This is a genomic window from Reinekea blandensis MED297 (genome assembly GCF_000153185.1).
Classification (GTDB): domain Bacteria; phylum Pseudomonadota; class Gammaproteobacteria; order Pseudomonadales; family Natronospirillaceae; genus Reinekea; species Reinekea blandensis.
Genome location: NZ_CH724149.1, coordinates 381,381 through 400,831, shown reverse-complemented (window position 1 = coordinate 400,831; position 19,451 = coordinate 381,381). Strand labels below are relative to the sequence as shown.

At 52.3% G+C, this 19,451-nt stretch carries 18 protein-coding genes; 7 read left to right on the top strand and 11 right to left on the bottom strand.

All coding sequences use genetic code 11. The features are described 5' to 3' along the window. Positions 1–40 precede the first annotated feature (40 nt). Positions 41–1,153 carry a zinc ABC transporter substrate-binding protein gene (locus tag MED297_RS01810; RefSeq protein ID WP_008041803.1) on the top strand — a complete coding sequence of 371 codons (1,113 nt, stop codon included), beginning with the start codon at positions 41–43 and terminating at the stop codon, positions 1,151–1,153. Positions 1,154–1,230: 77 nt separating this feature from the next. Continuing rightward, positions 1,231–2,235 carry a nickel/cobalt transporter gene (locus tag MED297_RS01805; protein ID WP_008041801.1) on the top strand — a complete coding sequence of 335 codons (1,005 nt, stop codon included), beginning with the start codon at positions 1,231–1,233 and terminating at the stop codon, positions 2,233–2,235. A gap of 83 nt (positions 2,236–2,318) precedes the next feature. Here MED297_RS01805 and cynS read toward each other — a convergent pair whose 3' ends face one another. Genes cynS through MED297_RS01790 form a run of 3 tightly spaced genes read right to left on the bottom strand, consistent with a single transcriptional unit; the run spans position 2,319 to position 5,444 of the window. Then, positions 2,319–2,759 carry a cyanase gene (gene cynS, locus MED297_RS01800; RefSeq protein WP_008041800.1) on the bottom strand — a complete coding sequence of 147 codons (441 nt, stop codon included), beginning with the start codon at positions 2,757–2,759 and terminating at the stop codon, positions 2,319–2,321. 3 nt (positions 2,760–2,762) lie between these two features. Then, a complete protein-coding gene (locus MED297_RS01795) occupies positions 2,763–4,580 on the bottom strand; it encodes a bifunctional protein-serine/threonine kinase/phosphatase (RefSeq protein WP_008041799.1) in 1,818 nt (605 codons plus the stop codon). 9 nt (positions 4,581–4,589) lie between these two features. After that, positions 4,590–5,444 carry a formate/nitrite transporter family protein gene (locus MED297_RS01790; protein WP_040556389.1) on the bottom strand — a complete coding sequence of 285 codons (855 nt, stop codon included), beginning with the start codon at positions 5,442–5,444 and terminating at the stop codon, positions 4,590–4,592. A gap of 662 nt (positions 5,445–6,106) precedes the next feature. Here MED297_RS01790 and nirB point away from each other — a divergent pair. Further along, entirely contained in the window at positions 6,107–8,644 is a 2,538-nt protein-coding gene (gene nirB / locus MED297_RS01785) for a nitrite reductase large subunit NirB (protein ID WP_008041796.1), read from the top strand. A gap of 19 nt (positions 8,645–8,663) precedes the next feature. Further along, positions 8,664–9,011: a nitrite reductase small subunit NirD gene (gene nirD / locus MED297_RS01780; RefSeq protein ID WP_008041795.1), complete on the top strand. Its 348-nt coding sequence runs from the start codon at positions 8,664–8,666 to the stop codon at positions 9,009–9,011. A 158-nt stretch (positions 9,012–9,169) separates the two neighbouring features. Here nirD and MED297_RS01775 read toward each other — a convergent pair whose 3' ends face one another. From MED297_RS01775 to MED297_RS01765, 3 genes are all read right to left on the bottom strand, one after another. After that, the gene (locus tag MED297_RS01775; protein ID WP_154650815.1) at positions 9,170–9,454 is read right to left on the bottom strand and encodes a hypothetical protein; all 285 of its coding nucleotides are present in this window, start codon (positions 9,452–9,454) and stop codon (positions 9,170–9,172) included. A gap of 113 nt (positions 9,455–9,567) precedes the next feature. Further along, on the bottom strand, positions 9,568–10,014 hold the full coding sequence (locus tag MED297_RS01770; protein ID WP_008041789.1) for a GNAT family N-acetyltransferase: 447 nt from the start codon (positions 10,012–10,014) through the stop codon (positions 9,568–9,570). 191 nt (positions 10,015–10,205) lie between these two features. Then, complete coding sequence (locus MED297_RS01765) at positions 10,206–10,994, bottom strand: siderophore-interacting protein (RefSeq protein ID WP_040556388.1); 789 nt, start codon at positions 10,992–10,994, stop codon at positions 10,206–10,208. Positions 10,995–11,151: 157 nt separating this feature from the next. On the opposite strand from MED297_RS01765, the gene MED297_RS01760 reads away from it, so the two are divergent. After that, complete coding sequence (locus MED297_RS01760; RefSeq protein ID WP_008041786.1) at positions 11,152–11,877, top strand: DUF1223 domain-containing protein; 726 nt, start codon at positions 11,152–11,154, stop codon at positions 11,875–11,877. Positions 11,878–11,886: 9 nt separating this feature from the next. Here the strand turns inward: MED297_RS01760 and MED297_RS01755 are convergent, their stop codons facing one another. The 5 genes from MED297_RS01755 to MED297_RS01735 form a co-directional block, all read right to left on the bottom strand. Beyond that, positions 11,887–12,717, bottom strand: coding sequence for an endo alpha-1,4 polygalactosaminidase (locus MED297_RS01755; RefSeq protein ID WP_008041785.1), 831 nt, complete (start codon positions 12,715–12,717; stop codon positions 11,887–11,889). 135 nt (positions 12,718–12,852) lie between these two features. Next, positions 12,853–13,323, bottom strand: a complete 471-nt coding sequence (locus MED297_RS01750; protein ID WP_008041784.1) for an NUDIX hydrolase — start codon at positions 13,321–13,323, stop codon at positions 12,853–12,855. A 15-nt stretch (positions 13,324–13,338) separates the two neighbouring features. Continuing rightward, positions 13,339–14,664: a cytochrome P450 gene (locus MED297_RS01745; protein ID WP_008041783.1), complete on the bottom strand. Its 1,326-nt coding sequence runs from the start codon at positions 14,662–14,664 to the stop codon at positions 13,339–13,341. A 234-nt stretch (positions 14,665–14,898) separates the two neighbouring features. Continuing rightward, positions 14,899–16,302, bottom strand: coding sequence for an MATE family efflux transporter (locus MED297_RS01740; protein ID WP_008041782.1), 1,404 nt, complete (start codon positions 16,300–16,302; stop codon positions 14,899–14,901). Next, positions 16,283–16,864 carry a DUF2239 family protein gene (locus MED297_RS01735; protein WP_008041781.1) on the bottom strand — a complete coding sequence of 194 codons (582 nt, stop codon included), beginning with the start codon at positions 16,862–16,864 and terminating at the stop codon, positions 16,283–16,285. The genes MED297_RS01740 and MED297_RS01735 overlap by 20 nt, the downstream gene beginning before the upstream one ends. Before the next feature lie 384 nt (positions 16,865–17,248). On the opposite strand from MED297_RS01735, the gene MED297_RS01730 reads away from it, so the two are divergent. Together MED297_RS01730 and MED297_RS01725 are read left to right on the top strand one after the other, a co-directional pair. Continuing rightward, the gene (locus tag MED297_RS01730; RefSeq protein ID WP_008041780.1) at positions 17,249–17,812 is read left to right on the top strand and encodes a hypothetical protein; all 564 of its coding nucleotides are present in this window, start codon (positions 17,249–17,251) and stop codon (positions 17,810–17,812) included. Positions 17,813–17,831: 19 nt separating this feature from the next. After that, the gene (locus tag MED297_RS01725; RefSeq protein WP_008041778.1) at positions 17,832–19,415 is read left to right on the top strand and encodes a hypothetical protein; all 1,584 of its coding nucleotides are present in this window, start codon (positions 17,832–17,834) and stop codon (positions 19,413–19,415) included. Positions 19,416–19,451: the final 36 nt, after the last annotated feature.

Genomic DNA, 19,451 nt, shown 5'->3' with positions numbered 1-19,451 from the left:
TAGAGTTGTCACCACACTCAACAACCCCAAAGGAGATCCCATGCTGCTTAAGAAAATCGCTCTGTCGGTGTCCATACTGACATTGAGCACGGCCACCCTGGCGGACGTGCCAAAGGTCGTGACTGACATTGCCCCGGTTCATTCACTGGTCGCACAGGTCATGCGCGGTATCGGTGAACCGGCGTTATTGATCAAACCAGAAAACTCACCACACGAATACAACCTGCGCCCTTCAGAAGCTCGCGCGCTGTCAAAAGCAGACATTGTTTTCTGGATTGGTGAGGACCTGACGCCCTGGTTGGATAAGTCTCTGGACAGTCTGGCCGGTTCGGCAGAGATCGTTTCTTTGATGGACTCGAGCGGTACACAATTATTGTCGTTCCGGGAAGGGGCCACTTTTGAGGCACATGATCACAATCATGACGACCACGAGCATAAGCATGACGAGCACGACCATGATGATCACGACCACGATCATGACGCCCACGAACATGAGCATGACGAGCACGAGCATGATGATCACGACCATGACGCCCACGAGCATGAGCATGACGAGCACGATGAACACGACCATGACCACGACGCTCACGAACACGAGCACGATGAACACGACCATGGGGGTCATGCACATTCACATGATGGGGACGATCCACATGTCTGGCTCGATCCTGTCAACGCGCAAGCATGGCTTCAGCACATCGCAACAACCCTGGCTGAACAGGACCCCGCCAATGCTGAACGCTATCGCCGCAATGCCGAACAGGCATCAAACGAACTGGATCGTCTGATAACCGAACTTCAGGCCGAAGCCGATGCCTTAGGTGATGTGAAATTCATTGTCTTTCACGATGCCTATCAATATTTTGAGACACGCTTTGATGTGCTGGCCAGTGGTGCCTTATCCGTCTCTGACGCATCCGACCCAAGCCCCGCCCGTGTTGCAGAGATTCGTCAAACGGTTAACGATCTCAACGTGAGCTGTATCTTTACCGAACCCCAATTTAACCCGAATCTGGTGAAAACCGTTTTTGATGGAACCGATGTCTATACCGGCATCATGGATCCGCTGGGGGTTGATATTGAACCAGGCGTGAATCAGTACCAGACGTTGATTCTACGCTTGATGCAAAGTCTCAGTAACTGCGCCTCGTAATTCACCGTTATCGCTTAGCGGCACAGACGCTCTCGTCTGTGCCTTTTTCTCCATCCAATATAAGTCGATTCCAGCTCATGACACGCACTCTTTACGCTTCTCTCAGTGTTATTCTGATCCTGACTGCAGCGCTGATTATCTGGCTTTCGTGGACCGACATAGTGCTGTTCATTGACCGAAGCCAAACGGCTTTTCATCACGCACTTTCTGAACACATTCGCCAGTTTAACCAAACCCCTACGGTCAGTGGGTTATTGCTTACAGGCCTGGCATTTGTATACGGTATTTTTCATGCGATTGGTCCAGGCCACGGCAAGGCGGTTCTGGTGACTTACCTGTCCACGCAAAAAGAAACCGTTCGACAGGGTGTGTTCATTTCTTTTTCTGCCGCAGTCTTCCAGTCAATCATCGCGATCTTGCTGGTCAGCCTGATGTCAGTCTTGCTCAGTCAAACGTTTAAGCAGGTTAACCTGGTCAGTCTGAGGGCTGAGCAAAGTTCCTATGTTCTGGTCATCGTGTTTGGGGCTTTTCTGTTTTTCAGGGCAATAAAAGCGTTTAATCCGTTCAACCGCACTCACGTTCAAGCGCCGGCTTGTTCGGCAACACCGCCTGATGAGAATCCGCATCAAACCGTTCATCACCACAACCACAACGACCATGACCCCAGCCATCACGACCATAGCCACGATCACAATCACGACCATTGTTGTCATACCTACGTGCCTGAGAAAAGCCTAACGGTGTGGCAGACCCTGACCGTGATCATGACAATGGGCGCCCGCCCCTGCACCGGCGCCATCATTACGTTAATTTACGCCCATGTCGTCGGTGTGTACTGGGTTGGCGTAGGAGCGACCTTAATGATGGGCATCGGTACCGGCGTCTCTATTGCCTTGATTGGCATCGTGACCATCTTTTTTCGAGATCGGCTTCAAACTTTGGCAACAGCACACCCCAACGGGCACCATCACCGTAAAACCGGAATCATCTTTTCCGCATTCGGCGGTGTTTTTTTAGTCGCCCTCGGTTGGAGCCTGTTACTGACCAGTCTGCAGAATGCCATACAGCACCCCCTGTTCTGAATCGGTAAGTCGGCCGGCGGCTCTGGGTAAATAGAGACCTCAGAGCCCTGATCGAACAGAGCTCTGTTTGAGCAAACCAGGTTTCACCAACTTTTATAAGGCAAGAACTTACCATTCATAGTGACTTTAACGCGATCACCCGCTGGGTTCTCTTCTTTCTCAATGTTCATACTGAAATCGATCGCGCTCATAATGCCGTCACCAAATTTTTCGTGAATCAACTCTTTGATGGTGCCGCCATAGACGCCAACAATTTCATACAGCCGATAGATCAGCGGATCGGTCGGAACGGCTTGATCCCATTGTTTTAACGGGCATTGTTGCAATTGAGTAGCGATGCTATCGGGCAATTCTAGCAGGCGACAAAGGCTTTCTGCAGCCTCCGCTTTCAAGCTGTTCATCCCCAAACAAGCGGAGGTCAGAAACACCGGGTCCAGACCAACTTCGGCCGCGAGCGATTCCCAACTGACGGCTTTCGACAGTTTGGCGTTGATGATGGTTTCAGTCATTTGGATTTTATTCATAAATCACCTCTGTTGTGCGAGTGGGACGGATTGTCCCGTGATAAGTTCGGATTTGCGCGCAAGGATACCCGGGTGTGTACCGGCCAGAATGAGCAGCAAAAACAACAAGATCGCTGACACGCTCTGCCAGAACACCACGGGGTGTTTTTCAATAAACGGAACCGACCCGCTTCGGGTAAAAGCCGGGTTGGGATGGGTCAGATCGAACACAAACTCTGACAGGGTCGAATAGCGATGTGCCGGGTCAATGTGCAATGCTTTACGTAGGGTCATGTCTAACCAAGGAGGGACATCCACCTTGTACTCATGCAGACTGATGTATCGGATCTTGCGCTGTGCTGAGCGACTTCCCGCGCGCTGTAACGCCGCGGGATAGGGCAAACGACCACTCAGTAAAAAATAGGTCAGGCACGCCAGAGCATACAGATCGCTCTGTTCAGTACCCGGCCAGCCCAGCAAACACTCCGGCGCCGAAAACTGCAGCTCGCCCTGCAACAACTGCTGTGCCGGCCGGTCGGTTTCCTGCAACCCTTCGATTCGCGTTGCGCCGTAATCAATGATCCGGATCTGGCCATGTTTATTGATCAGAATATTCTGTGGTCGTATGTCCTGATGGATCATGTGCATACGATGCATCGCCTGCACACCCTTGGCGACCTGCTCAACAATGGTCCGAACGTCCGTCAGCGTCGGCTGACCGTGATCGTCTCGCCATTGCGACAGGTTCTGACCGGGAAAATACTCAAGCGGCAGATAACAGGCGCGTCGTTCTTTGGTAACCGGAGCGGCTTTCGACAGACTGGCGTGTCGTACCCGTTGAGCGACCCAGGCCTCTTTCCAGAACGATGCCAACACCTCCGGGTTCGACGCCGCTCCCGGTGTCGGTACTTTTAAGACCAACGGTTGCCCGGTCGTGGGATCACTGGCCAGATACACCATACTGCGGTGATTGGCATGCAAAATTCGTTGAATGCGATAGTCATCCAACAGTTGACCGACACTCAGGGCTTCAGGAACCGGAAGCGCCACTGTTTGATCGTCGCTGAACTCATCTAACCGTGCCGCCGGCACCTGTTGAACACGAACCAACTGCAGGCTTAAGTTATCGTCACTCCCATTGTCCAATGCACGTTGCACGATCGACTCTGCAGCGGCGTTCAAATCTGTATCCGATGCCGCCAGCAGACGAACCAGTTCTGTTGGTGAAACCCAGTCGTAAACACCATCGGTCATCAACACAAAAACATCGCCAACCTCTATTTTCTGTTGAAGAATCTGCAAGTCCAGATGTTCGCGCATGCCCATGGCGCGGGACAACGAATGCCCCTCGCCAATCGACACCCGATGATCTTCGGTCAATGGTTCCAGTGCGTTGCCAACAACGCGACATACTCTAGAGTCACCAACATGAAAGATGGTCGCGGTCTGCGAACGGAGCACCAAACCGCTTAACGTACAGACATAACCTTTGTCGAGATGGTAACGATAAACACTGTTTCGGGTTTGCGCATACAGCCAGGAGTTCAACGACTGCAGTACCTTCTTTACCGATGCGCTGACACCCCAGGTATCCGGTGTCGCATAGTAATCGTCGAGCAAGGTACTCACGCAGGTCTGGCTGGCGATGTGGCTGACGTCACTGGAGCTGATACCGTCGGCCAGCGCCACCACCACGCCCTTTTGATTCAATGCCGAACCGTCCGGACAATGCACCCCGCAGTAATCCTGTTGGCGCGGTTTACGCCCGGCTCGGCTGCACTGACCCACCTGAACCTGAAGACGGCGAGTCAGGTTCTGTTGTGAGTCAGTGAGGGTCGTCATGGCAATGTCTTACGCGTTAGCGTTCGCAGCTGAAGTCGCAACCGGTTTAGCACCGGCCAGCTGACGAGCCGGACTGGTACGAACGTGGGTCAGATAGAGTGGTAATCCGACCAGCGCAATCCCGCCGACCAGGTTCCCCAAGGCCGTTGGCAGCTCATTCCAGATGATGTATTGAGAGAAGGTGAACTCACCACCCATGATCATGGAGAACGGGAACAGAAACATGTTCACAATGGAGTGCTCAAAGCCCATAAAGAAGAACAGCATCACCGGCATCCACATCGCGGCCATCTTCCCGGTCGCGGAGGTTGAAATCATCGCGCCCACCACGCCCATCGAAACCATCCAGTTGCATAGCATGCCGCGGATAAAGATGGTGAACCAACCGGCCACACCATGCTCGGCATAACCCAACGTACGCGACTCGCCAATGGTGCTGACCTTCGCCGCCAACGCGCCGCCATCGGTGTTAAAACCATAGGTCAGGATAAACGCGATCATAAACGCCGTGGTTAATGCACCGGCAAAGTTGCCTAAAAACACCAATCCCCAGTTACGCAGCATCTGGTTCACGGTCACACCAGGTCGCTTATCCAACACCGCTAACGGTACCAACGTAAAGACACCAGTCAGCAAGTCGAACTTCATCAGATAAAGCATCATGAAGCCTACCGGGAACAGTACAGCCCCTAAGATCGGTGATCCGGTCGAGGTGGCGACGGTAATCGCAAAGACGGCGGCTAAGCCCAAAATAGCACCGGCCATGAAGGCACGGATAAAGGTATCTTTTGTCGACATAAACACTTTGGATTCGCCCGCGTCGACCATTTTCGAAACGAACTCATTTGGCTCTAGATATGACATAGTCCTGTCCTCTTGTGTGTTGTCCTACCACGGCTTGTTCCGTAGCGAACCGTTTCAGGCACAAAAAAAAGCCCTAAGCTTTTGGCAGTTTAAATTGCCAAAAACTTAGGGCTCCATTACCCGGAATAAAACTTTGTAGTCGCGTATGTTATTCACTGTGCGCCATTGCAAAGTGAGCCTACGCTGATTTCGATTTTGCAATGGGTGTGCCAAAACCGAACTTTAAAAATGAACCCATGCCGAAACCCGCGCAAAGCCGGCAGCGCTTTGGTGAAAGCGAGCCTAAAAACACCGGGATCGAACTCGAATAAGCGTTCCACCGTCATCGAACAGCCCAAACCATGATGCCTCTTTTTTGAGCCTCCCCCGCAGCGCCTGCACCAAAAGAGAACTTTTTTTGAGTGGGTACGTTGCCCTTACAACCACCCGAACCAAGCCCTCTATAAAAAGTATGAAGGGCGTTGGGTTCCCGGGAACGCGGTAACGTCGCTGCAACAACTCGCAGTCGTGATAGGATTGGCGCACAGTAGAAAACAGTTTTACCGGCCATGGCACAAGCTGTGCATTAAGTTCGTTTACAACACAGACACATCGAGTAAAGGCGCTCGAAAAAGATTCCGTCAGGATTCTTTTTCGGGCGCTTTTTTTTTGGGAGAAGAAAAATGAATCGCTTACTGGTTATCGGGCAAGGCATGGTGGGCCACCACTTTATCCGACAGTTCATTCAACAACTACAGAGCACCAACCAACGCGACCAATGGCAAATCACCCTCATCGGGGAAGAGCCTCATCTGGCTTATGACCGCGTCCACCTGTCTGAATACTTTGAACAAGGCGCCGAACATCTGGCTTTGACCTCTGCGGCCGATTACCAACAAAATAATATTGAGGCACTGACGAATGCCCGCGTTGTCGACATCGATCGTGACAACCAAACCGTCACCACCGATCAAGGCCAGCAGCTCGATTACACGCATCTGGTACTGGCGACTGGTTCTTACCCGTTTGTGCCCCCCATTGAAGGACGCGATCAAGACCATTGCTTTGTCTACCGCACCTTGGACGATCTCGATAGCATTGCCGCCAGTGCCAAATCCGCAACCGTCGGTACCGTGATTGGCGGTGGCCTGCTCGGACTTGAAGCGGCTAATGCCCTAAAGAGTTTGGGTTTAGAAGCGCAAGTGGTTGAGTTTGCACCGAGACTGATGCCGGTGCAGGTCGATGAAAGAGGCGGTGAATTTTTAAAACGTCTTATCGAAGAGACCGGTGTTGATGTATTGACGAATCACGCCACACTGAACATTGAACCGGGCGAGTCACATCGTTACCAACTGAACTTCAAAGACCACCCGAGTATAAAAACCGATCTGGTGGTTTTCTCAGCCGGTATTCGTCCACGTGATGAGTTGGCAGAACAAGCGGGCCTGGATCGTCACGAACGCGGTGGCGTATTAATCAACAACGATTGTCAGACGTCCGATCCAAACATCTATGCCATCGGTGAAGTCGCCTGTTGGAACAACCAGATTTTCGGTCTTGTCGCTCCGGGATACCGTATGGCGGAAGCCGCCGCCGCGCACCTGTGCGGTCAGTCGCAGCCCTTTTCCGGGGCCGACATGTCCACCAAATTGAAGTTACTCGGCACCGATGTTTGCTCCATTGGTGATGCGCATGCTCAAACCGCCGGAGCCGTCATTTATGAATACTCGGATGGCCAAGCCAACGTTTATCGTAAGCTGGTCGTTAGCGCAGATGGTCAGCACCTTCTTGGGGCCGTTCTTGTCGGCAGTAAAGAAGGCTACGACACCCTGCTGCAGTATTATCTCAACGGCATGACTCTGCCGGAAAACCCTGCCGTCTTTATCCTGCCCGACAGCGGCGATGCGCCAACGTTGGATGGTGACGCCCTGCCCGATACCGCCACGTTGTGTTCATGCTTGAATGTGACCAAAGGCGATGTTGTTCAGGCCGTGCAAGCGGGTTGCTGCAGCGTGGCTGATGTTAAAGATGCCACCAACGCAACCACCGGTTGCGGCGGCTGCGCACAATTGATTAAAGACACGGTCAACGCAGAACTGGTCAAACAGGGCATCGAAGTCAACAACCATCTGTGTGAGCACTTCCCTTACTCTCGTGACGAACTGTTGCACATCATTCAAAGCAAACAGATTAGAACTTTCCGCGAACTGCTGGCTGAACATGGTGAAGGGTTAGGTTGCGACATCTGCAAACCAACGGTTGGTGGCATACTCGCATCGCTGTGGAATGAGCATGTTCTGGATAAGGAACACATGCCACTGCAAGACACCAACGATGCCTTTCTCGCGAACATGCAAAAGAACGGCACCTACTCGGTGGTGCCCAGAATTGCCGGCGGCGAAATCACACCCGAAGGGCTGATCTGCATTGGTGAAATTGCCAAAGACTTTAACCTCTACACCAAGATTACCGGTGGCCAGCGGATTGACTTATTTGGGGCGCAACTGCACGAGTTGCCGATCATCTGGGAGCGGCTTCGCGACGCCGGTTTTGAAACCGGTCAGGCTTATGGCAAGTCGGTACGTACGGTAAAAAGCTGCGTCGGCAGCACCTGGTGCCGCTACGGCGTGCAGGATTCGGTCGGTATGGCTATCCAGATTGAGCATCGTTACAAGGGCATTCGTGCACCTCACAAAGTCAAATTTGCCGTCAGCGGCTGTACCCGTGAATGCGCCGAAGCGCAAAGCAAAGACTTTGGCGTCATTGCGACTGAGAACGGCTGGAATCTCTATGTTTGTGGCAACGGTGGCATGAAACCGCGCCATGCCGACTTGTTTGCCACCGACCTCGACGATGAAACCCTGATCCGCTACATCGACCGAATCTTCATGTTTTACATTCGTACCGGTGATCGCTTGCAACGTACCGCCCGCTGGCTGGAAAACCTCGATGGCGGATTGGATTACCTGCGTGATGTCATCATCAATGATCACCTCGGCATCAACGCCGAACTGGAAGCGCAGATGCAGCACCTGATCAGCACCTATCAGTGCGAATGGGCCGCAACACTCGACAACCCGGAGAAGCTCAAACGGTTCCGTACGTTTGTGAATGCGGCTGAGCCTGACGACTCAATCGTTTTTGTCAATGAACGCGGTCAGCGCCGACCGGCTAACGCCGATGAACGCCAACATCTGATTCACGCCGTCAGCACCGACTGACGCATCAAGGAGAACTGTTATGACCGTTGCACAACAAAGCTGGCAAGCTGTCTGCACTCAATCGGACCTGTTTGAGTACTCCGGTGTTGCCATTAAAGTACAGGGACAGTCGATAGCGCTGTTTTATCTGCCAGATCATGAGCCACAGATTTACGCAGTGGATCACTACGATCCACTCTGTGACGCCAATGTGATTGCACGCGGCATTGTCGGTACACAGCAAGGTGAACTGTGCGTCGCCTCGCCGCTCTACAAGCAACATTACAGCCTGATTAGCGGTCAATGCCTGGAAGACGCCGACGCCCGATTGAACGTCTGGCCGTGCCGTCTGGAATCGGGCGAGGTTTGGATTCAGTTTGCGGTGTAAGCAAAGCTATTGCCACCGTGCGCCAAATTAATCTCGCTGACAAGATCATAACTGGCCAAGCTGATGCGCTGATTCAATCGGCCATCAGCTCAACCCCTTAGCTCATCAGCTTAACCAAGAATCAAAGTCAGCTGACTTTTGTCTGCTTGGGGAATGGGTCAGTCACCCAGGAAAATGATGCCATAGCCTTCTTCCTCTGACGCCCTGAGAACCCGGATCAACGACCGATAATTCTGATTGCCCGTACTCGTTGCTTCGAGCGATTCAACCAATGAACTGACGCCTGAACTTAACTTCAGATCGCCGTACTGATCAATGAACAAACCCGTCTTTGCTCGAAACAATTCGATAGCCGGAAGTAGTTCAACATACTCGGAACTGTTGATGGACAGAAGGTGATCTTTCGCCTTGCCATCCATTAGCTGGTGAACATCTAAACTCATAAACTTATAGGGTTATCGCCCGCGACAATGAGCGCATGCTACCACTCTTGCCACACCCAACGCGACGGTACGTTTTTAAAGGAATCCCTTTCATGCACATGGCTAAAGGCACACTAAAGTTGCAGTGATAATCTCAGCATGTCTTTATGCTGAATACCGTTTTCAAAGATTGGGTCAGGATAATTCCGCAAGAAATAGTCTTTGACGATCGAGTCAACCCGAAAGCCAAGTCGCTGATAAAACGTCAGTTGGTAGCCAAATGTACCGGTACCGAGTTCAACCCGTTTTATGCCTTTAGCTGGCAATTGAGACACAACTGTTTTTAGCAGTTCGGAGCCGACGCCCTGACCTTGGAACTCAGGATAAACCGATATATTAAAAATTTCTGCAACATCGTTGCTGAGTGCTTTCACCAAGCAGGCTGCAACAACACGTTCACTGGCCATAGCCGCGAAACACCAAGAATCAGTCAGATATTTGGAAATACTGGCTTCTGAAGGGTCTGCCTCTAACAGTAAATCTAAAGGAACCAGACTGCTTTTGATTTCGATATATTGCACGCGCCCTCCGAGTATCTCACTTCGCAGCCGTTTCCTGAGGTTACTCGGTGATGTGGCTAAGAGAAAGAGAAACTTGCTCCGCGCAGTTTGCTCCTTTTTTAAAGCGTAATCCATCACGGTTAGGCTGAACAAATCCGGTCTCTCGAAACAACCTCAAACGACGGAGCAAAAATTCATTCTGCATACGGCCCTCAGGCCGTCTCCGCATCTTCGCGCTTCACTACCTTATGTTCTTCTTCGGAGTTCCCCATTTTCCAGTAACTGCTGACGTACAGGTAGTCCCGAGCAACGTCACGTTCCTGTTTAAAATACTGGCGGATCGCACGCATGTTGGAAAACTCACACGCGGCCCAAGCCGATACCTGCCCACTGCGCCATGACTGCCGACGAACAGCATCCGCCAATACAGTGTTGGGTGTTCCGGGCTCCGGGTTAATCACCCAATGCAGTTCAACACCATCTGGTTTATTCAGCGGCTGAACGTCTTTTTCGCTGATCACTTCGATGACGGCAAGACCGGTCGCCTGCTCGCCCAGCTGTTCAAGGTTGGCACTCAGCGCTGGCAACGCCGTCATATCGGCGGCCAGAAATACCCAGTCGGCATCGGTCTGCAGGCGCTTAGCCGGGCCCGGCCCACCAATGAGGATGGCATCACCCGGCTGAACGCGATCGGCCCAAGCCGACGCCGGACCGGTTTTACCGTCGTGTTGATGACGCACAAAATCGACAACAATCTGTCGATTCACCGGATCAAACGACCGTACGGTATAGGTCCGCATTACCGGCCGACCGTCCAACGTCTCAATTTGTTGTTCATCCGCAATGGCGTTGCCAGCGTTATCAAACAGTAACTTGATATATGCGCCGTCGGCGTCCATGGGAAAGTCAGCCAGGCTGTCGCCACTGAGCCAGAGGCGCTGCATGTTGGGTGTCAAGCGCTGACTGTCGTTAACGGTCAACTGTCGAAATTTCCGTTTCATTGCAGAACTCCCATTCAGTAAATTCAGGCACAGCATAGCATTGAGCCTCATCAAACAAAAATGATTCTCATTTAAAGATATTGAATGGCTTGTTCAAATATGAACTTTGCCCCCTGGAGAATGTCTTACATTGAGACAAATACTCCGGGGGGATGCCATGCGACGCCTGACCTTACTCACTGTTTGGCTCCTTTGTACCGCCATGAAGACGCTTGGCGAAGAACGCCATATCTTTGAAAGTTCGGTCGAAAAAACTCAGGTGATTGAGCTCTACACTTCGGAGGGTTGCAGCAGTTGTCCGCCGGCGGATCGCTGGCTCAGCGGCTACCGGGATCACCCTGAGCTGTTCCGCGGTATTCTGCCGCTGGCGTTTCATGTCGACTATTGGAACTGGCTCGGCTGGCAAGACCCGTTCAGCCACACCCGGTATACCGGGCGCCAGCAGGCTTATGCTGAAACGAAACGGCTGTCGCAGGTTTACACTCCGGGCATTCTTATTAACAGTCGTGAATGGCGAGCCTGGTTTTCAGGGCAACGAGAATGGCCGCGGGATACTGAATCGCCGGGCAAGCTGAGTGTTGAGCTGTCCACAGACGGACAGATTCGAGCCACCTTTCCAACGGAAATGACCATGAACTTTCATGTGGCCGTTTTAGGCATGGGGTTAAGTAACCGCATTGGCAATGGTGAGAACCGGGGTAAAACCTTGACCCACGATTTTGTGGTTTTGCACTGGCAGCAGGCTGTCGGTGAACCACCCTGGGAACTGACGATGCCCGATCTGACAACATTACCAACCGGAGATAAAACCGCCGTTGCCTTCTGGGTGTCGGAGCCGGACAAGGTGGCCATTGTGCAGGCCACCGGTGGCTATCTGCCTTGAGCTGTTAGCTCAGCAGTCAAAACGAAGACTGTCATCCAGATCGAGCGGCAGAATCAGCGTGCTGAACCGCAACTCCCGAGCCTGATTACACAGCTGAGTACGACCATACTCGCTGGTGTATAAGTACGCACTGTATTCCGCATTCAGTACGGCCTTTCCGGCTTGGATAAAGGGTTTTAATGAATCACACTCGTTGTACTCAAAACATTCTTCATTGACGGCAAAGTCAAAAGTGTCCACCAGCTGTTCTATCTGGCCAAGGTCGTTCTTCAGGCCGATGGCCAGATCAAGAGTATGCGCCTGTGCCGCCAAAAACCGGTTGTAGCTGAGTTGATCGCTTGCCATCAGCGGAAAACCGGTGGCGTTATCAAAGCCATCGACATTGTCCGGCTCGACGCCATCGCAGCCTTTTTCCTGCGCCAGCTTTAAGCGTTCAACCATAATGGCCCGGACCCTGGCCGACCGGACATCGAGCCATCGTTCATCGGCCCAGCCATCCATGTTCAAGCCAAGCGCCTCAGCCGGAAAGTCACTGGCATCCGAGCGCCAGTGCTCATAACTGCCGGCTGAAAAATAACAGATGACAGCAATACCTTCAGCCTGCAGCGCGGCAATGGTGGATTTTGGCGTATCAAACAGATCGACGTCGTAGAGGTCGACATCGTAGTCAGTGTTCAGGGTGCCGTTCAGTTGCCAATGCCAGGTGATGCCGGGTTCCGGAGCGTAACGAGTTGGGGTGTTGTCAGGACGTTCCGATGCCGACGGGGCTGATAGTTCAAACTGACAGGCGCTGAGCATCAGGGTGAGTACGATCGGATACAGCAAGGCGGGCTTTAACATGGGGTTATCTGCGAAGTAACAAAGTGGAACAGAGCATAACGGTTTCTTTGCGTTTGACCAGCCTGTTCATTCTTTCGATAGCCTTTTAAACGACCGCCCAGCGCTACAGACGAAAATCAGGTTATCTGTTTGGACTCATAGCTCGTTCACAACCAGATACTCGGTGCCATCAAGTGGCCGTTGCAGGCGATCTTTCAAAAAGGCCGGCAGCAGGTGTAACGACGGCAGGTCTTCAATTGGGACCCACATAAACACCAAGTCGCAATCGGTTTCAATTCCGTTGAACGGCTGACTGGGCTTTACGTCGGGTTGTGGATCCAGAGTCAGTGGGTAGTAGGTTGAAATCTCGTGATACCGGCGGTGGTTGTATTGAAAAAAGTTCTCAACATAAAACTGCAACCCGCCGGCCGTGGCAGACCATCCCAGTTCTTCTTGCATCTCGCGGACGACGGTCTCTTGTGATGATTCAAAAAACTCAACGCGCCCGCCAGGCAAAGACCAGAAGTCTTCGCTGGCGTCGCGATGTACCAGAAGGCAGCCATCCTGAATCACAAGGGAGACACTGCGAATGTTCAGTCGGTTATCACCTTCGGTAAATCGCAACATAAATCAGGCTGTTCCTTATTCTGTTAACGGAGTTAACTGAACGGTGAGCCCGCCCTTCGGTTGCCAGACCGGCGCTTTCTGCCAGTTCACTTTTTCACTCTCATCCCGACTGATCTGAAAACGCTGCAGCAAATGAAAAAGGATCACTTTAATTTCCATTTCGGCAAAGTGCAGACCAATGCATTTATGGACACCACCACTGAACGGGGCAAACAGATAAGGGTGTTGCTTATCTTCGGCGCGTTCCGGTGAAAATCGTTCCGGGTCAAAGGTGTCAGGGGACGTCCAGTATTCCGGCAGGTAGTGATTGTGAATCGGCGACACAGAGACAATCGTATCCGCGGGAATGCGATACCCGTTGTACTCCACTTCCCGCAGTGATCGGCGGGGAATAACGGCACCGGGTGTGCACATCCGTAAAACCTCTTTAAACACCCAGGAGGTCTGCGGCATTTGCTCAAGGCTTTCATAGGTGAACTCGGAGATGGCCTGATACTCTTCGCGCAGACGTTCCTGCCATTGCGGATGTTCAGCCAACATATAAAACAGGCTGGTCAGCGCGCTGCTGGTGGTATCCTGCGCCGCCATCAATAAGAAAATCATATGATCGGCAATTTCCTGATCACTGAAGTTGTTGCCGTCTTCATCTTTTGCGCGAGTCAGCGCTGCAAACAGATTGCCACTCTCATCATTACGCTTTTGCGGTACTTTGGCGAGGAAATACCGCTCCAGATAGGCGCGGCTGTCGAGACCACGTTTATACAGCGTACCGGGAATCGGTTTACGGATGATCGCCATGGTGGCCGCCACCGTCGTCCGGAACGCTTTCTGTAGTTTGTCACGGGCATTAACGTCCGACTCGCCGATAAACACGTTAGAAGCGATATCGAGCAACAGGTTGCGCACCTGGTCAGCCGCATCAAAGCTCTGCTGACTGGGCATTTCCTGAAGCAGTTCCGGCATTTGCTTATGCATCATCTGCTGATAACGAGCCAGGGCAGACTTTTGAAAAGCGGACTGCATGATACGACGATGATACAGATGATCATCGCCATCTTTGAGCATCAATCCGCGAGGAAAGAGGTCGCCAACAAAGCTTTCCCAACCGAGCTTGGTGGAGAAATTATTGTCTTTATCCTGCAATAACCACTGACAGGCGTCCGGGCCGGTCAATCGTATCCACTCTTCGCCCAGAAACTGCGTAGAAAACACAGCGCCATGCTGACGGGTTTTACGATCAAAAAACGCTTGGATGTCTTTCAGAATGGACAGGGTATGACCAACCAGAGGCCACCCCCGATCGCCGGGTATTTCCCGGATTACCTGTTGTTGACTGTTCACGCACTCTCCCCCTTCTCATGAGCTCTGATAGCCCTGAACAACGTAAACAGAGGCGGACGACTATTTGCCCTTCAAACCGGCACGCTGGTGCCCGACTCCCGTTGGCGAACATCGTTTTACCTTACGCGAGCACGAACCATAATGGCAATAACAGAAGGCCATCTTTGTGACGTCGGTTTCCAACTTTACACAGGAAGGAGAGCTGACCCATCAGTCAGCTATTAGAGGCATTCTTCAGTGTTCACGCGGGTTTCCGGCTAAGACCGGTTGAAACAACCCGAACCTGAGATCCGTTTGACGGGACCGTTGACGCAACACGACAATCGTTAATAACAAGGCCAGAATTTCGGCAGACGGGCCGGCGTACCAGATGCCCCATTCCCCCCAATACAATGGCAGCAGAAATATCAACGGCAGTGCAAACAGGTAGGTTTTCGACAGTCCCAGGATGGCCGCTCGCAGCGCATCACCCAGACTCTGAAAATACATGCTGATCATCAACAATGGACCAAAGAGCACCAGAGTTAACGTCATCACCGGCAGTATTCGACTGACTTCCTGAACCACGACTGGATTGTCGACAAACCAAAACCCAACCTGGTTTTTCAACAGCCACAGCGTTGTTTCCACTATCAGGCAGTAGGTCATTGAGATCAGCAACGCCAGCCGTATGGCGGCATTGGTTCGATCGTGCGCCTTTGCGCCCGCGTTGTTCCCCACAATACTCTGGAACGCCATGCTCAACCCTAGCAACGGTAAAAAGACAAAGGTCATGATGCGCGTCAGAATGCCATAGGCACTCACCGTCGTCGCATAGCTGTCCAGACTCCACAGTTGCAGGTTAAGCAGAATGGCCGCCGAACTGAGCGCCAGACCGATATAGTTCAGACTCGAGGGTGCACCGAGGGCAATAAACGACGACCAATGGCGGCGTTGTGCTGATAACCGAAACACCGGTAACCGAGCCTCCGGCGCCATGCGCAATCGAAACACCACCACCGCCATTAACGACAGGGCCTGTGCAAGCAGCGTCCCCAATGCAGACCCGGCAACACCCCAACCCAACACCGCGATAAACAGATAGTTCGCCACAATATTCAGGCCGACAGACAGAATGGATACTACCGCTACAAAGCCGGCAAAACCTTCACTACGCAGGGCATCGCCATTCAGCGTCATCACAAACATCAATGGAGAACCCACAATCACCAACGACATATATTGCCAGCTCATACTTGCCAGATGTTCATTACCGCCGTTGGCGGCCAGCGTTAATGTCGGCCCCACCAGCAAAAAGATCGCCATCAACATCAGGCAAAACAACACCGCCAGTGTAAAGGCCTGCGTCAGCGCTTGCCTTGCCTGTGCACGCTTACCAGCTCCCAGCAAACGCCCAACCACACTGGCAAAGCCGTTGCCGACCCAGGTAGAGCAGGCAATCATCAGCATCATCAGCGGAAACATAGAAGTTACCGCCGTAAGTGCCTCAGCGCCGACATACCGCCCCAAAAAGGCGGCATCGATCAGGTTAAAAGAACCGTTCACCAGCATCATCAGGATGATGGGCGCCGCGGTTTTCACAAAGACCACCGGCAACGCACCTTGAATATAGGGGTTGTCAGAGGTTGGTTTGGTCATCGTTGGGTCCGTCATGTAATTGCCCTATTTCGTCAAATTTTTCCATCATTAGGGTTCGGATTTCCTCCGGCCAGGACGCGATCGCCGCGGTAAAACTGATACGGCTGTTGCGATACATGGCCCGGGAGGCCTCTTCGAACCCTGGCTCGTCTGCGAAAATCGACATCAGCGCGTAGAGCTGATTCTGTTTTTCAGTGATTTTCTGCTCCGGTGAAGCATGCTTCATGGCGTGGTCCACCAAGCGCCGTAAGGTGACAGAGGCACCACCACGTTGTGTCGCCAACCATTCCCAATGCCTTGGCAGCAAGGTCACTTCCTTCGCTTTTACGCCCAGTTTCGGCCGCCCCCGGCGGGCAACGGGTTCCGGATCGGGCTGTTCCAGCGCCTGAATTACCGTGTCGGCATCGCCACGCCAGCTGAACTCAACTCTGCGGCAGTTCTCCCACTCCAGTACAAACGGCTCGATGTCCTCACCGAGGGACTTAGTTTTACGGATCAGGGTTTTCAGATCGCCCCGACCGATCAGACGACCATCGTGGATCGCAATGTATTCTTTACTCATAAATCACCTCTCAATAAAAACAGGATGAATTGATTATTACCCGGATATTATTAAAATGCAATTATACCCGGGTAATATTTTTGAATGCTCATCAGATGAGTCACCCAAGTTGTTCAATAAAACGGTTCTAAGAAGTGTCGTCTGCGGCGTACTCACTGGCTTCAGTTGGTTTTTGTTGGAAGCGCCATACCCGCAGAACCAGCCAATCACCGCTGCTTACGAAATGACACAATGTTTGTGATCGGCCCTGATTGCGCTTACACCGGATCTTGTCAGAGATCTGTAAAGTAATCCGACTCTTTTTTACAAGTTAAAGTCGTCATAAACTCCGGACGCTGATCGTAATCGCAATCACAATCGCAATCATTTAAAAGGAGCTATTAAATGAGTTGTACTGCCGGATCTGCAGGAGCACGATTCCTCTCGTTTGTCCCTGCCACCATTAACAAGAAAACCCTCAAACGCGGATTTCTGACTCTGTTTTCAGGGCTGATACTGCAAACCTCGGTCTTCGCCGAATCGCCCTTCAGTGTCACAGGCGAAGTCGCCGTTTACGGCCCATACGGCATCGGTGCCGGTATTGGCACTTTTTACGAAAAACCCGATCTAATCCCTTTTGTTTCGGGGTTCTGGGGAAGCGCGGCCCTACTGTTCAGTGACGAAGAAGGGGTCTTCGAAGACTACACCGAAACCCTGATCGATCTTCAGGTGGGCGGCAATCTCGATACCAGCCAAATTCCCCTGTTGCGCAATGTTGAAAAACTGGATGTGTTTGCCGGACTGACGCTCGGCCGGCGCAGCTACACCTACCTGAACGAAGACTACAGCAAGATTCTGTTTGGCGTTGTAGCCGGCGGACTCTACAGCATTAATGAGACCTGGGCGGTCGGCGGCAAGCTGTCCACCATGACACGTGATCCACGACTGCTCGTGCGTTACTCATTTTAAGGAAGCAAGGAGACAAGGAATGAACAAACTCACTACCCTGATTGTCGCAGGTCTGGCCACAGTGCTGGTCGGCTGCGAAAAAGATGCGCTGCACGAAGAGCAGCAGACCCGCAATGATGTTGGTTCCCGCTCTGTGATACTGCCGGCCGACTTTGATGTTACGTCCGTCAACGGCGACAAAAGCTTTTTCTATTTCGGAAAAGATTCCGCGCAAGGCCGCAGCACCAACGTTTCGACCCGCGCCACAGCCAGCTACTACGACATCGCCGGCATTATGGTTGAACGGGACCTCGAAACCAATGAGGAAGACGCCAGCGATATTCTGTCTACCATCGTCAGCCGAACTCAATACAACAGTATTGCGGAAAATCCGTGGCCGGATCTGAGTTCCGAAGTCGACAGCCTGTCGCGTATTTCACTGTACGACCTGCAGGAAAACTATTCAGCGGTCGTGGCCAGCTACAACCTGACGACCTACTCCGACTACACCATCATCGAGATCGCCAATGCCTTATCGCAGGTGTTCAGCTATACCTCCGCAGATGGTGTACCAGAAGAAACCTTACCGGCAAAAACAGAAGGGGATCCGGTCAGCGACGAGTTCCGAGTATTTATCGTCGCGTTTTATCTGGACAACAACCCGGGCAAGGCGTTTTTGTTAGCAACGGTGGTCCGCGAAACCGTCTATGAAAACTACGTTACCGAAAACAGCCGCGGTGTAAATCCGGGCAATGTCGTGTCTCAAAATGCGAGCTTCTCAAGTACGACGGACAGCTTTACCGCACAGGCCGGCAGTGGTCTTGCCGACTTCCTGTTTGTTATTGATAACTCCGGCAGCATGGGTGATGAGCAAACGGCGATCTCGCAGGTTGCAACCGACTTCCAGAACACCATCCAAAACTCCGGGTTAGATTACCGTATCGCGACCGTCACCACTGACAGCAGCACCTTACAGGACAATAACTCTGACGGTGGTATTACCACATCGCTGGAAGAGTTTGAAAATGATGTCCAACCGGGTACCGGGGGCAGCGGAACAGAGTCCGGCATTTACCATGCCGAGCAGGCACTGTTGTCAGTTGCTGAAGGCGATGCGTCCGACGGTTCACTGGCCCTGGAAACCAACCCGATGCCCCGGACAAACGCGTCAATGAACATCATCATGATGTCGGATGAGCCGGAACAGTATTACAGCTATGCCGGTAGCGAGTTTGATATCGACAATAACCTGTTTGTGGACCGCGGTTACGTTGTTCATGCCATTGTTGAGCCCGACACCGAGTACTACGATGCAAACGGCAAGTACAGTGATCTCGCCGGTAAGACCGGCGGCCTGGAAGGTGACATCAATAACCTGAACAGTTTCAGTCAGATGATCATCGATATCTCGATCATTGCCGGCGGCACCACCTCTTCATTCGAGCTGGCCCACAACCCGGTCTCCGAAACCGTAACGGTTAAAATGGACGGTTCTACGGTTCCGCGTTCGCAGAACAACGGCTGGGACATTCCATTCGGCAGCAATAAGATTGTGTTCTTCGGAACCTACGTTCCTGAAGGCGGGGAAAACATTGAGGTGACATACACTTACGTTTCTCCCTAAGTGATCTTAAACAGCCATCACAAAAAAAACGCAGCC

Excerpts from the sequence above, each read along its gene's own strand:
- MED297_RS01810 (WP_008041803.1), top strand. The coding sequence starts at position 41 with ATGCTGCTTAAGAAAATCGCTCTGTCGGTGTCCATACTGACATTGAGC.
- MED297_RS01805 (WP_008041801.1), top strand. The coding sequence starts at position 1,231 with ATGACACGCACTCTTTACGCTTCTCTCAGTGTTATTCTGATCCTGACT.
- cynS (WP_008041800.1), bottom strand. The coding sequence starts at position 2,759 with ATGAATAAAATCCAAATGACTGAAACCATCATCAACGCCAAACTGTCG.
- MED297_RS01795 (WP_008041799.1), bottom strand. The coding sequence starts at position 4,580 with ATGACGACCCTCACTGACTCACAACAGAACCTGACTCGCCGTCTTCAG.
- MED297_RS01790 (WP_040556389.1), bottom strand. The coding sequence starts at position 5,444 with ATGTCATATCTAGAGCCAAATGAGTTCGTTTCGAAAATGGTCGACGCG.
- nirB (WP_008041796.1), top strand. The coding sequence starts at position 6,107 with ATGAATCGCTTACTGGTTATCGGGCAAGGCATGGTGGGCCACCACTTT.
- nirD (WP_008041795.1), top strand. The coding sequence starts at position 8,664 with ATGACCGTTGCACAACAAAGCTGGCAAGCTGTCTGCACTCAATCGGAC.
- MED297_RS01775 (WP_154650815.1), bottom strand. The coding sequence starts at position 9,454 with ATGAGTTTAGATGTTCACCAGCTAATGGATGGCAAGGCGAAAGATCAC.
- MED297_RS01765 (WP_040556388.1), bottom strand. The coding sequence starts at position 10,994 with ATGAAACGGAAATTTCGACAGTTGACCGTTAACGACAGTCAGCGCTTG.
- MED297_RS01760 (WP_008041786.1), top strand. The coding sequence starts at position 11,152 with ATGCGACGCCTGACCTTACTCACTGTTTGGCTCCTTTGTACCGCCATG.
- MED297_RS01755 (WP_008041785.1), bottom strand. The coding sequence starts at position 12,717 with ATGTTAAAGCCCGCCTTGCTGTATCCGATCGTACTCACCCTGATGCTC.
- MED297_RS01750 (WP_008041784.1), bottom strand. The coding sequence starts at position 13,323 with ATGTTGCGATTTACCGAAGGTGATAACCGACTGAACATTCGCAGTGTC.
- MED297_RS01740 (WP_008041782.1), bottom strand. The coding sequence starts at position 16,302 with ATGACCAAACCAACCTCTGACAACCCCTATATTCAAGGTGCGTTGCCG.
- MED297_RS01735 (WP_008041781.1), bottom strand. The coding sequence starts at position 16,864 with ATGAGTAAAGAATACATTGCGATCCACGATGGTCGTCTGATCGGTCGG.
- MED297_RS01730 (WP_008041780.1), top strand. The coding sequence starts at position 17,249 with ATGAGTTGTACTGCCGGATCTGCAGGAGCACGATTCCTCTCGTTTGTC.
- MED297_RS01725 (WP_008041778.1), top strand. The coding sequence starts at position 17,832 with ATGAACAAACTCACTACCCTGATTGTCGCAGGTCTGGCCACAGTGCTG.